This window comes from Paenibacillus ihbetae (genome assembly GCF_002741055.1).
Lineage (GTDB): Bacteria > Bacillota > Bacilli > Paenibacillales > Paenibacillaceae > Paenibacillus_AQ > Paenibacillus_AQ ihbetae.
This window is the reverse complement of the sequence record NZ_CP016809.1, coordinates 6,192,057-6,204,376: the sequence shown is the minus strand read 5'-3', so window position 1 is coordinate 6,204,376 and position 12,320 is coordinate 6,192,057. Positions and strand designations below refer to the sequence as shown.

The 12,320-nt window shown below is 51.5% G+C and carries 10 protein-coding genes and 1 riboswitch; of the genes, 3 read left to right on the top strand and 7 right to left on the bottom strand.

The genetic code is table 11. From position 1 onward, the window contains the following. Nucleotide 1: 1 nt before the first annotated feature. The 5 genes from BBD41_RS27825 to BBD41_RS27805 form a co-directional block, all read right to left on the bottom strand. A complete protein-coding gene (locus BBD41_RS27825) occupies nt 2-778 on the bottom strand; it encodes an ABC transporter ATP-binding protein (protein ID WP_099479910.1) in 777 nt (258 codons plus the stop codon). After that, nucleotides 775-1,812 (bottom strand): ABC transporter substrate-binding protein, encoded by a 1,038-nt coding sequence (locus tag BBD41_RS27820; RefSeq protein WP_099479907.1) that lies wholly within the window; start codon nt 1,810-1,812, stop codon nt 775-777. The genes BBD41_RS27825 and BBD41_RS27820 overlap by 4 nt, the downstream gene beginning before the upstream one ends. Further along, nucleotides 1,799-3,259, bottom strand: a complete 1,461-nt coding sequence (locus BBD41_RS27815) for an aryl-sulfate sulfotransferase (protein WP_099479906.1) — start codon at nt 3,257-3,259, stop codon at nt 1,799-1,801. Before BBD41_RS27815 ends, BBD41_RS27820 begins: the two co-directional genes overlap by 14 nt. A gap of 30 nt (nt 3,260-3,289) precedes the next feature. After that, a complete protein-coding gene (locus BBD41_RS27810; protein WP_077569001.1) occupies nt 3,290-3,829 on the bottom strand; it encodes a MarR family winged helix-turn-helix transcriptional regulator in 540 nt (179 codons plus the stop codon). Nucleotides 3,830-4,104: 275 nt separating this feature from the next. Continuing rightward, nucleotides 4,105-5,058, bottom strand: a complete 954-nt coding sequence (locus BBD41_RS27805; RefSeq protein ID WP_077569002.1) for a glycoside hydrolase family 5 protein — start codon at nt 5,056-5,058, stop codon at nt 4,105-4,107. 329 nt (nt 5,059-5,387) lie between these two features. Between BBD41_RS27805 and BBD41_RS27800 the strand changes: the two genes are divergently transcribed. Both BBD41_RS27800 and BBD41_RS27795 read left to right on the top strand, forming a co-directional pair. After that, nucleotides 5,388-6,584 (top strand): AGE family epimerase/isomerase, encoded by a 1,197-nt coding sequence (locus BBD41_RS27800; protein WP_099479904.1) that lies wholly within the window; start codon nt 5,388-5,390, stop codon nt 6,582-6,584. A gap of 157 nt (nt 6,585-6,741) precedes the next feature. Then, nucleotides 6,742-7,749 (top strand): substrate-binding domain-containing protein, encoded by a 1,008-nt coding sequence (locus BBD41_RS27795; RefSeq protein WP_099479902.1) that lies wholly within the window; start codon nt 6,742-6,744, stop codon nt 7,747-7,749. Between the two features lie 141 nt (nt 7,750-7,890). Here BBD41_RS27795 and BBD41_RS27790 read toward each other — a convergent pair whose 3' ends face one another. Together BBD41_RS27790 and BBD41_RS27785 are read right to left on the bottom strand one after the other, a co-directional pair. Continuing rightward, nucleotides 7,891-9,054, bottom strand: a complete 1,164-nt coding sequence (locus tag BBD41_RS27790) for an MFS transporter (protein WP_077566634.1) — start codon at nt 9,052-9,054, stop codon at nt 7,891-7,893. A 73-nt stretch (nt 9,055-9,127) separates the two neighbouring features. After that, a riboswitch (purine riboswitch) is annotated at nt 9,128-9,227 on the bottom strand. 114 nt (nt 9,228-9,341) lie between these two features. Next, nucleotides 9,342-10,574 carry an aminotransferase class I/II-fold pyridoxal phosphate-dependent enzyme gene (locus tag BBD41_RS27785; RefSeq protein WP_223260481.1) on the bottom strand — a complete coding sequence of 411 codons (1,233 nt, stop codon included), beginning with the start codon at nt 10,572-10,574 and terminating at the stop codon, nt 9,342-9,344. 427 nt (nt 10,575-11,001) lie between these two features. Here BBD41_RS27785 and BBD41_RS27780 point away from each other — a divergent pair, with 427 nt between their 5' ends. Next, a complete protein-coding gene (locus tag BBD41_RS27780) occupies nt 11,002-12,195 on the top strand; it encodes a beta-propeller fold lactonase family protein (protein WP_223260482.1) in 1,194 nt (397 codons plus the stop codon). Nucleotides 12,196-12,320 lie beyond the last annotated feature (125 nt).

The following is a 12,320-nucleotide window of genomic DNA, read 5'->3' as shown; positions in this document are numbered from 1 at the left end:
GCTAGTCGTCAAAATGCTCTTGGATTTGGTTATGGAGCCGGTGGAGCTCCGGATCGGACAAATCGCGCGGATAGGACAGAGGGACGTCATAGATATCCGTGATCCTGGAGGATGGTCCTGCCGACATGATGCCGATCCGTTCTCCGAGAAGCAGCGCTTCCTGGATATCATGGGTAACAAAAATAACGGTTTTATTCGTTTTTCTCCAGATATTGACTAATTCCCTTTGCATCGTGCGTCTCGTCATGGCATCAAGCGCCCCGAACGGTTCATCCATAAGCAGAATTGCAGGATCGTTCGAGAGAACTCTGGCCAGTTGAACGCGCTGCTTCATACCGCCTGACAGCTCCCTCGGGAATTTTTGCTCGTGCCCGTCCAGCCCAACCAAAGAGATATACCGATCCGAAATCTCTCTTCGTACCGAGGCAGGCATCCGTTTCATCCGCAGGCCGAATTCGACATTCTCCCGGACGTTCAGCCACGGAAACAAGGAAGAATCGGCTTGCTGGAACACGACGGCGCGATCCTGTCCGGGACGATCGACTTCCCGTTCCCCGACCTTCACCTGACCCGACGTCTTGGATACGAAGCCGGCGATAAGACTGAGGAGTGTTGATTTGCCGCAGCCGCTCGGCCCGAGGAGAATGAAGAATTCTCCGCCTTTCACCGTCAGATTCACATCCTGAATAATGTAATGCAGTTCCCCTGCTCCCGGCTGCGAGAAGCTTTTGTTCAGCTGCTCAATATATATTCCGTTCGTTTGCGGAACAGCGCTCATGGATTGCCATCCCCTTTCTTGATATCTATCACGCGATCGGGAAATGCCTCCCTCACGATCTCCAAATCCAATTTGTCGTTCAGGTCAAAGTCCTTCTCGATGATGCCGCTGGATACCATATACTCCTTCTGACCTTGCAGCCCTTCGTACGCCTTATCCGAGAATCCGATGCTCCAAGGATTGATCGGGAGGTCCTTCAGGGTTGCTTCTTTCGGCTGCTTGACTTCCTCGTACATGATCTCGGCCGTTTCCTCCGGATGTTGCTGGGCATAATCCGAAGCCTCATCAAGCGCCTTGAGGAACTGAACAAACCCTTGGCGGTTCTTCTTCAGAAGCTCGGTCGGCGCGATCAGTCCCGTGCCGATCCGTACCGGCGTCTTCGACATATCGGTCAGCTCGCGCGCCTCTGCAAGGGCGCCGAACTTTTCGTTCAGAACAGCGCCGTATACCCATGCGGCGTCAATCTCCCCTTTTTTCAGCGCGACATAAGCCTCATCGAAGCCTCCCTGGCCGACGAGCTCCACATCAGAAACCGCAATTCCGTTCTCGGCCAGGTACACATCCCATAAATAAGGAATAAAGGTTCCTCTTGAGAAACTCAGCTTCTTGCCTTTCAGATCCGCGGCGGTTTCGATCTCCTTGCGGACGTACAGCTTCCATTCGCTTGCGCTGAGATCCGTAGCCGTTCCGGAAGAAGCAAAAATGGTGTAGTCGCCCTTGCCGGCAGCGTTCAGAAGCGGAAAGTCCGCGCCGAATGCAACATCCACCTGTTTAATAAACAGGGAGTTTACGCCTTCGGCAGGCGTCGCGAAGTTTACCAGCTCCGCATCGATGCCATGCTTATCAAAGATCCCCTTGGCTTTCGCAACGCGGAATGTCGTATTCGTGGAAATATCCGCAACTCTGAGCTTAAGCCGGATTCCCTGCTCCTCACCTGCTGCGCTGCTGCAGCCGCCGAGAAGACCCGAGATGATGAATGAGCACAGAAGGAGCAGGACAAAGCGTTTGCTACCATTTCCACTAGTTCTGTTCATGGCGATCCCTGTCCTTTCTGGCCGTTTCATCCGTTCTGGCCACGCAGAGGGCTCCCTCACCGTAAGAGATCGTCCCTTCTACTTCAACGGCTGTAATCGCGCCGCGCGGTGCGGCTCCCGGAAGTCGATAATCGGCAACATCCAGCTTAGGGATCTCCGTTTCGACGGGCTTCTCAAGCTGCGGAATCCAATCGTAAGGCACGCGGTACGCCCGGTAGACCATATTGGAGTTCCGGCTGTTTTTATACGGAGATATGTACTCCCAAACCAGTTCATGCTCCCGCGTCACTTCGAAGATCCGCCCGTCCGCGCCTTCCGTGATCAGCGTGTTGCCGTTAGGGAGGCGCTGCGCCGAGCTGATGTACGGACTGTAGAAGCGGTAGGAGTCCAGCGGTGCCTGAAAGCCCGCTTCCGTCGGCGTGTACTGCCATTCGATCTCCAAGGTAATTGGATTGATCTCCAGTACGCGGGAATGATCCCGGCGAGCAACCTTCAGACCGTCAGGCGACTCCGGATTGGGACTGCCATATCCGCCCCAGCCTCCGTTGTCGAAGATGAGGATATTTCCTTCGCCCGGCAGCCCCTTTGGGATCAGATGAGCATGATGCTGACCGATGATCCAGCCAATATGCTTCACTTCCTCTTGATCATAATTCGGGCCCAGCTTCCAGACGATTTCGCCTGTGCGTTTGGAGATGATGGCAATAATATTGCTTTCTCTGGCATCCCAGATGATATTGTCGGGATGAAAACGCTGGTCTCCCGCATCATAATGCTTGTTAGGCCCTAATACCGACACCGAATTGATATGCATCCAGTCGCCTGCATGGACGCCGAAGCCGCGGGTGTTCGGGTCCCGATACAGGGACTGCTTCGCATGCTCGTCAAATCCAAGCTCGGAGAAATGATCGCTTACGGACCACTCCCATAAGATACGCCCTTCCCAATCGACTTCAATAATCGTGTCGTCAAGCAGCTCGATGCCCGCGATTTCGGGACGGGTGACGTTTTTGTGCGCAAGGATGATCGTAGTGCCCGAGTCGAGCTTGGGTTCCTGCCCCGGCGCATAGTAGCCTACCGGGTTGCCTTCCCGCTGATAATCATGATGCTGACGAGCCATCCACTGCGGAGGATGGCCCGGATCCTCAATGAATTCATAGCGGTCAAATTTCCATACGATATTGCCTTCCCAATCGACCTGAACCAGATTGCTCTCATCCTGGAAGCCATATTTCGGGTCCCGCTCGGAAGTGCTGCCTAGCACAAATCCACCCGGAAACAGCTTGTTGGGAAATCCCCGCAGCCCTTTCCACAGGTGTACCTCTCTGCCGTTCATGTCAATCAGGAGCGCGCCAACATCAGCCGCCTGAAAAATCGTATAGCCGCTCCAGGCTTTGCCGGGCAAATATACCGTCGCACCGGTAGGATAAATCGTCGGATGTCCCATAGTTCAATCCTCTCCTTAACAACAAGATCATTAATACGAGATAAAGTCCCGGTTACGCCGGGGAGCTGCAGATCCGCCTTTCCCCGATGCTCCTTCGGCAGCATTGCGGTACTGCTGATGAATCCGTTCCGAGAAGCCCTCCAGCGATTCGTGGACCCGCTTAAAAAAATGGATTTGCTGAATTAACTCCTCTTGTGAAAAAGTTCCGAACAATACATCGATCATGCAGGTGCCGACCTCCTGATTTCGAAGCAGCATCTCTCGCCCCTGTATCGTAATATCGAGCACGATCGAGCGCCTGTCGGTCCGGCTTCTCTGCCTGACGGCAAACCCGGCGGACTCCAGCTTGTCGCAGAGGGCGGTAACTGCCCCGGACGTGAAATCCAGAACCTCCGCAAGATCGCCTAATCGCTGTTCGCCGTTTCGCTCAATCGTCTTCAGGATCAACAAGCCGGGAAGGGATACGCCCTCCACCGATATCTTGTCGCGCTCTTTCACAAATCTTCGCACAAGCTTTCGAAAATGCCAGTCCGCCTCTTCCATCAGATTCCAATCCTTGTTCTTCTCCATATCGCTCCTTTCCCGGTAGCTGTCATCCCCTCCGTCTGCCGGTCGGTGAATCAGCCTTGCTTTCCTTGAAAAGCGGTCTTTCTGCCATCGTGAAAGCAGAAAGGCTCCTGCCATTCTCACCTCATACAAGGAAGCGAGAATGAACAGGAGCCTTTGGTGGACCAATCGGCTGATCATATCGTTCAATACTAAGATTATGAGCGTTCATTTAATGATAAATGAACCATTTGCTTGTGCTTAGATTAAACCCATTATTTCAACCTGTCAAGTGGGAATTAATCAAAATCGCTGCTCATTTCAAATATTCCGGCTTTCCTTGACGTTCGCTTTATCCCATTCGCCCCATTTACCACGGTGTTTCCCCAGCTTGTTAAGCTTCCGGAGGGCCCTGCCGCCAGATCAAGATAACTTAGTTCCGGGCTATTGCCGTACCATGACCATGCCAACCAACCGACACCCTTCTCCTGCCCGTATTTCATAACCGCCATTTCATCCACATCCGCACCTTGATGGTATCCTCCGAATTCACCGATGATGAGCGGCAGCCCTTGACTCAGAACAAGCTCCATATTGGCTTTCACGGTCGCAGCATCCTTCCCGGCATACTCATACATATGGATGGAGAAAATGATATTCCTCTGCGGATCAGCCTCCGACACCGCCGTACCGTACTCCGCGATGGATTCCGTTTGTTGTCCCCACCCGGCCGCGTCGACGATCAACGTATTTTTAATGCCCGCATTCCTTAATTTCGGTATCGCCTGCTTGTAGCCATCGGCCCATTCCCTCCCGCTCCAGCTGCCATGCCATTCATTTGCGATATTCACGATGACGCGGTCTTCCTTGCCTATAATCGCTTCTTTGATATCAATCCAGTAATTTACCGCTGCATCCAGGGAAGCATGATCATCCTTGCCGGTCGCATCGTGCACTTCTAGCACAGCGATCATGTTGTTGTCATTGACAAGCGAAATGATGCTCTTTACAGCATCCACGTCGTCTCTTGTCCATTGAGTTCCATTCGATAACACAATCCGGACCGAATTGGCACCCGTATTCGCGATGGCAGGAATGGCAGCATGGAGGTCGTTTTTATACCAGGTGTGGGCATGATTCATCCCTCTCATCACAAAAGCTTTTCCTGTTGAGTCATATAGTTTGGTGCCGCTTACATGAAACCCGTCAGACAACTCAGTTCTCGGTAATCCGCTTCCGACCACAACGAGCATAAGAGCAGCTAACAAATGAATCCTCCATCCGATGCATAATGGGAACAAGCTTCATCCTCCTTTAGGGTTTGTATATATTAATCCCCCTGCTCACAAAAGCAAGGAACCTGTAATCGTTTGGTATGAATGAGATTCACGAGAGTTTTCGAACCTATCAGATTAGGTTAACGTTAAGTTCACAAATGGAGTTTATAACGTGATCAAGCAATAATCAATCCGCTTTAAGAGGACCTACTTTTTAGGCAGTGTCGAATTTTTGCGTTGACTTATATATTCCTGACCAATTAGATTATTGTTAAGGTTATCGATTACTTTATATGGAGGCTGTTATGAAAACACTTGATCCAATCTTCAACGAGATTCGCAAGGAATGGCTTGATCACATTCTGCCTTTCTGGGCCCGTTTAATGGATGAGGCATATGGCGGTTATTACGGCGAAGTCGATGCTTCCCTTACCGCTAAGCCTCTTGCTCCGAAAGGGTGTATTGCGAATTCAAGAATCTTATGGAGCTTTGCCGCAGCCTATCGCGTGACGGGAACCGAAGATTACCGTAAATGCGCCAGCCATGCGTTCTCTTTCCTAACCGAGCGGCTGCTGGATCCCGAGTTTGGTGGGTTGATCTGGATGGCGGACTATGAAGGGAATGTACTGGACGCACGCAAGCACATCTATAATCAAGCCTTCGGCGTATACGCCTTAAGCGAATATTTCCGTGCAACCGGCGACGCTGACGCGTTGAAGCTCGCGCAGGAGCTGTACCGGACGATTGAAGCGGTCGGTTACGACGAGCAAATCGGGGCATATCGGGAAGAGTTTGACCGGGAATGGAACGAGCAGCCTAATGAAATGCTGAGCGGCAGCGGCGTCGTAGCAGACATCACGATGAACACGCATATTCACGTACTTGAAGCCTATACCACGTTATATCGCATATGGCCGGACCCGCAGGTACGGCAATCGCTGGACCGCCTGCTGTCGATTTTGCATGATCGAATGTTTGATGCGGAGCTTGGGCGGCTGAACGTCTTTTTTGATAAGAACTGGGCATCACTGACGGATGTGACTTCCTTCGGACACGATATTGAAGCAAGCTGGCTGATTCAAGACGCGATTGAAGCTGCGGAGCTCTCGAATCCTAATTATAAGCAAATGGTCCTTGCCCTCGCGCGTTCCGTATCCGAACATGCGATACAATCGGACGGCTCGGTGATGAACGAGCAGGAAGGCGGCCGGCTGGATACGACCCGCATATGGTGGGTGCAGGCTGAAGCGATGGTTGGCTTTCTGAATGCGTATGAGCTCACTGGCGAAGCAGGCTTCCTCGAGCTTGTCCGCAAGATATGGAGCTATACGAGCGGGAAGCTCATCGATCCCCGTCCTGGCGGCGAATGGTACTGGTCTGTTGACGGGCAAGGCAATCCTGACGGACGTGAAATCGCTGGTCCCTGGAAATGTCCCTACCATAACAGCCGCTTCTGCATAGAGGTGCTGCTTCGGTTGGAGCGGCTGTACCAAGAGGCTTAATGATGCTCCTAGCAACCAGCACTCGTCTTTATTTGTCATTCCCAAGCAGGTATACTGGATTTTGAGCCAGGCGAGCATTCTCTCAAATCAAGAGCCTGCCGGCATCAGATCGAACAAATAAGACTTGCAACCATTGCTGATAAGGAGAGACCGTGCAGTGAGCAAACATATTACGATGAAGGATATCGCAGAAAAGGTAGGCGTCAGCACGGTAACGGTATCCAAAGCGTTGAATGATAAAGAGGGCGTTGGCGGCGAGCTGAAGCAGAAGATCAAGGCTGTTGCGATGGAGCTGGGCTATCGCTTGAACACGGCCGCCAAGTCGATGCGTGAAGGATTAACTTACAATATCGGTGTAGTCATTCCCGAGAGGTTTACCGGGCCGGATCAGTCGTTTTATTTAAGGGTCTATCAAGAAATCGCCAAGGCGCTTGAATCCCACGGCTATTACGGCATCCTCCATATTCTAAGCAGCTCGGATGAGCAGGAGCTCCAATTGCCGCGCGTATACTATGACCGGAAGGTTGACGGTATCATTCTGCTCGGTCAAATCAGCAAGCCTTATATCGAGCTTATGAATTCGACGCGGACGCCGATCCTGTTTCTCGATTTTTATGACGATCATTCCGATATTGACGCCGTTGTCACCGATAATTTTTACGGTGCCTATGAGATGACGAACTATTTAATCCGTCTAGGGCATCGGAACATCGCATTTGTGGGAAGCATCCATTCCACGAGCAGCATTCAGGACCGCTTCCTCGGATACTACAAATCGCTGCTTGAACACCGGATTCCGCTTCGCCAGGAGTGGGTGCTTCATGACCGCGATGAGCACGGGACCTTGATCGATATCGCCATGCCCGCTGAACTTCCGACGGCTTTTGTATGTAATTGCGATCAGGTAGCCTATCTCGTAGTCCAACAGTTGAAGAATAACGGCCTGAGCATTCCGGAGGACTGCTCCGTCGTCGGATTTGACAACGATATCTACGCCACGTTGACCGACCCGCATTTAACGACAGTGGAGGTCGATATTGAGCAGCTGGCGCAATCCTCTACCCAGACCATGCTTGGTAAAATTGCTTCGCCCGACCTGCGGCACGGCCGCATCGTCGTTCCGGGCAAAATTATTTACCGCGATTCCGTGCGCGAGCTGTTATAAACCTCCTGCATGTAAGTCACATAAAAAAGGCAGCTGCTTTATGAACTGAAACTACTCTCCCTATTGTTAGACTTTACTAACAGTGGAGGGGCAGTTCATCTCAAGCAGCTGCCTTTTATTCACTTTTGCTTCCGGTTAACCTCATTTGCCCCATCTTGCAGAAAGAGCTGGCCTGGTCAGGGAATACATCGCGCACACCAGGGAAATGACGACAACCCCGCCTCCAACCCATGCCGTACTGCTGACAGAGCCTCCCTGTTCCAAGACGAGTCCCCCAATAGCTGAACCAAGGGAAATGCCGAGCTGCAGCGCTGAGTTGTTGAAGCTTTGCTGGATATCGGACGTGTCCGGGTCCACCTGAATCAGGTAATTTTGCAGCGGCGGAGCCAAGCTCCAGCTTAGCGCCCCCCAGATGACCATCACTGCCATGAACAGGAACATGTAGAACGTCGTGAACGGCAAGACAAACAGTACCAGCATAAATGAAGTGATGATCATAATAATACTCTTACGTGATCCGAGAGCATCGGCGAGCGCTCCGCCAAAAGCGCCTCCACCTACGGCCGATAAGCCGAACAGGAAGTAGAAGATACTAATCCAGTATGGGCTAAGCCCAAGCTCCGACTCCAGAAACGGCGTAAAATACGCGTACACGGTATAATGACCGGCCAGCATGAATAAGCACGCCAGATGAGCACCGGCGATTTTTGGATTAGCCAGCGCCTTAATCTGCTCCCGAAGCGGCGTCAATTGATCCGGCTCGATCCGGTCCAGGAAGAAGTAAATAAGCGCCATCGACCCGATCGATAGGACGCCGATTCCGAGGAACAGAACGCGCCACCCGAAAGCTTCGCTGATCATGATCCCCAGCGGCACCCCCAGCACCAGAGACGAGCTAATGCCCATATAAATGAATCCAAGCGCCTTTGCCCGGTGGGCCGGCTCCACCACCTTCGCCGTAATGGTCAGCGACAGCACGATAATGAGCGCCGTGCTCATGGCCGTCAAAATTCTTGCTGCCATCAGCATCGTAAAGCTCGGACTTACGTATGCCATTACGTTTGCAATAAAGAAGACGAACAGCGACAGCATATATAACCGCTTACGCTCCATTTTTGCCGTCAAAGCAAGAAGAACCGGTCCCGAAAAAGCATAGATCAACGCGAATACGGTGATCAGCTGCCCAGCGGTACCGATTGAAATATTCAAATCTTGAGCAATTTGCGGCAAAATGCCGCCGACAATCAATTCCACCAATCCAACGCATATGGTTGAGATTGCAAGGATAAGCACCTTCAAATTCATTTCGCCATCGATCTCCTTCCATCATCGCATGTATAACTTCTGCGGCCAAAAAAAATAATCCTGACGACGGAAAATGAAAAAGCCATTTTCAGTAGTCAGGATTTTTACGGTTCCTGGTAGAGACCCTCAGACCATATTAATGAGGTTATACACGTTGAATATTCATTTGTAGCACTGTTGAATAATTTATCACATCGTTTGTGAATGATCAACCCTGTGAAACAATTTTCAGAGAATTTCAAACCTTCTCTCGAAAGAGAGGTCCTGCAACAGTCGTACTTTTGGTTTTAAGCAAATTCATTGAGGAACGAGCCGATCCGTCTTGCAGCTTCGCGCAATACCTGCTCCTCCTGCACCAGCGCAATGCGCACGAACCCTTCCCCTTCAGAGCCGAAGGCATCGCCGGGTATGACGGCGACACCGGTTTTGAGCAGCAGCTCCCTGGCAAAACGTCGCGAGCTCCAAGGCTGATCCCGCTGCAAGAATGCGGGCGGAAGCTTGGCCCACAGGAACATGGTCGCGCACGGCTTCTGCACCTCCCACCCGGCTTCAGCCAGTGCTGCCACCAGCACGTCCCGTCTGGACTCGTACAGCGATGCAGCCTCATTTCCGGCTTCGGCTCCAGCCATAGCTTCCTTCAATGCAGCAGCTGCAGCGGACTGAATCGGCTTAAATACCCCGTAATCAATATTGTCCTTGAATTCGCGAAGCGAAGCGACAGCCTCCGGGTTTCCAGTCAGAAAACCGATGCGGCAGCCAGCCATATTAAAACTCTTCGAGAATGAATGAAGTTCAACCGCGACATCCTTGGCCCCGTGAACCTGCAACACGCTGAGTGAGCGACCGCCGTCAAACACAAGCTCGGAGTAGGCCATATCGTGAACAATCAACACCCCATGCTTCTTCGCTTTATCCACCAATGCTTCGAAGAACGGAAGGTCGGCCTGCGCCGCAGCCGGGTTCCCCGGGATATTCAGCAAGATGAAAACCGCCCTCTCCCACACATCCTCCGGAATGCTATTCAGATCTGGAAGAAAGCCCTGTTCCTCTTTCAATGGAACTAACCAAGGCGTTACCCCGGCGATTGCAAGGGAGCCGGTATAGATCGGGTACCCTGGATCGGGCACGATCGCAATATCCCCCGGATTGCAGATCGCCTGCGCCAAATGGGATAGTCCATCCTGAGAACCCATCAAAGCTAATATTTCCGTATCAGGGTTTACCTGAACTCCGAAACGGTATGACATCCACGCTGCGCACTGGTCGCGAAATTCCGCTGTACCCGTGGTGCCCGGATAGGAATAATTATCTTCCTTCAGAACTTCCGAGCTAAGGTGTTCACGAATCGATATGGAAGGTCCGCGATCCGGGCTTCCGATGCCCAAATCGATCACTTGCTTTCCTGCTTGCAGTGCCTCCTGTTTCCACTTCGCGACCTCCGCAAAAATGGAAGATCCGAGATGTGACAGCTTATCGGCGCGCCAAGAACGGCGTGTTGCCAGATTAGTCAATGTTTCCACCCGCCTTTTGTTAGTTATCAGTGCGTGATCTTTTGTTAAGCAGCTTGTTAAAAACATATTTAAATTTTAAACAATGTGATGGAATGGATAAATACCCAAAAGGGGGTACGATCGTAAAGCTGTTCACTTGATGATCTAAACCATACCCCAAAAATGGTTGTTTGTCTAAGTCCCTTATAGGTACTTGTGCACTCAACGCTTGCACAGGGTACGTATGATATACCAATTCATGGGGAGGTGTTCGCGGATGGGATGTCCGTCTAAGAAAAAGAAGCGATTCAAAAAAAAACTAAAGCTGGTTTGCAAACCAAAAAAAAGAAAACGCCGGTGTATCATTATTAAGAGAAAAACGGTCCGTGTGTCGGTTCCGCCCTCTGCCGGAGCGCAAGGACCTCAAGGAGTACCCGGACAACCGGGGCTCCAAGGAATGCCAGGACCGCCGGGACCACCGGGACTGCAGGGAATTGCCGGACCACCGGGGCCGCAAGGCATACCAGGTCCGCCGGGGCCGCCAGGAGAAAGCCCGGAGGATGTTTGCCTGGAGGATATGCGATCCACGCTGCAGCGGTTAGACAGCCAGTATATCTCGGTCTCGACCTCAGGAGTTGCAGACACCATCGAAGGTCGAATAAGGCGTACAGAGGAAGGAACCGTTATTTTAACCGGCGTCTTCGGAACGCGAATCATTCCCATATGCTCCATTAATTCCGTTGATTACGGCCCATTCGCATACGCCTTATTTACGTTTAATGATGTAATTACCGTAATCAATACGGCTACAAATACGATAATGGGCTTTATCCCAGTCGGCGATAGCCCGAATGACATCGTGTTCACCCCGGATGGAACAAGAGCCTATGTCACAAACTTCAACGATGATAACGTGCTGATAATCGATACCGCAACCAACACGCTGATCGGCATGCCCATCCCGGTTGGAGACGGTGCCAACCGCAATGCCATCACGCCTGACGGATCAAGGGTATACGTCACGAACTTCATTGACGATACCGTTTCCGTCATTGATACAACGTCCAATACGGTAATCGGTCCTGCAATTCAGGTCGGAAACGGTCCAACGGGAATTGCCATTACCCCTAATGGCCTCCGTGCTTATGTTGTCAATTCAACCGATGGAACCGTCTCCGTGATCGATACTACAGCTAACATGGTGCTCGGACTACCGATTCCCGTCGGCCTTTTGCCTAACGAAATTGCTATTACGCCCGACGGTTCCCGTGCTTATGTCGTTAATTTCTCAAGCGGTTCGGTATCGGTCATCGATACCGCCTTCAATCTGGTCATTGCAACCATTCCTGTCGGCCCTAGTCCCACTGGAATCGCCATTACCCCGGACGGTTCCCGTGCTTACGTCACCATTGGCGGGAATGACACCGTCGTCATTATTCACATTGCCATGAACACGGTAATTGCCCCGACGATACCAGTTGGAGACAGTCCAAGCGGCATCGCGATAACGCCGGACGGGACACGGGCCTATGTCACTAATACGCTATCCCCATTTATATCCATTATTAACACTTCATCGAACACCGTAACTTCATTGGCATTAACCAACACGGGATATTCTGGCATAGGGATTACGCCGATCACGATATAATAAGCAGGATAAATCCTACATTATAGGAGGTTTATATGCAAAAACAAGATATCCGAGCAAAGATTGAGAAGGAGTTGGAACAGCAGCCGGACATAACAAGTCTCGAGCTTGCTCATAAATGCCAA

What these genes read in the sequence shown, in the direction of transcription:
- BBD41_RS27815 (WP_099479906.1), bottom strand. Translation starts at nt 3,259, where the DNA reads ATGGGACATCCGACGATTTATCCTACCGGTGCGACGGTATATTTGCCC.
- BBD41_RS27790 (WP_077566634.1), bottom strand. Translation starts at nt 9,054, where the DNA reads ATGAATTTGAAGGTGCTTATCCTTGCAATCTCAACCATATGCGTTGGA.
- BBD41_RS27780 (WP_223260482.1), top strand. Translation starts at nt 11,002, where the DNA reads ATGCCAGGACCGCCGGGACCACCGGGACTGCAGGGAATTGCCGGACCA.
- BBD41_RS27825 (WP_099479910.1), bottom strand. Translation starts at nt 778, where the DNA reads ATGAGCGCTGTTCCGCAAACGAACGGAATATATATTGAGCAGCTGAAC.
- BBD41_RS27810 (WP_077569001.1), bottom strand. Translation starts at nt 3,829, where the DNA reads ATGGAGAAGAACAAGGATTGGAATCTGATGGAAGAGGCGGACTGGCAT.
- BBD41_RS27800 (WP_099479904.1), top strand. Translation starts at nt 5,388, where the DNA reads ATGAAAACACTTGATCCAATCTTCAACGAGATTCGCAAGGAATGGCTT.
- BBD41_RS27820 (WP_099479907.1), bottom strand. Translation starts at nt 1,812, where the DNA reads ATGAACAGAACTAGTGGAAATGGTAGCAAACGCTTTGTCCTGCTCCTT.
- BBD41_RS27805 (WP_077569002.1), bottom strand. Translation starts at nt 5,058, where the DNA reads ATGCTCGTTGTGGTCGGAAGCGGATTACCGAGAACTGAGTTGTCTGAC.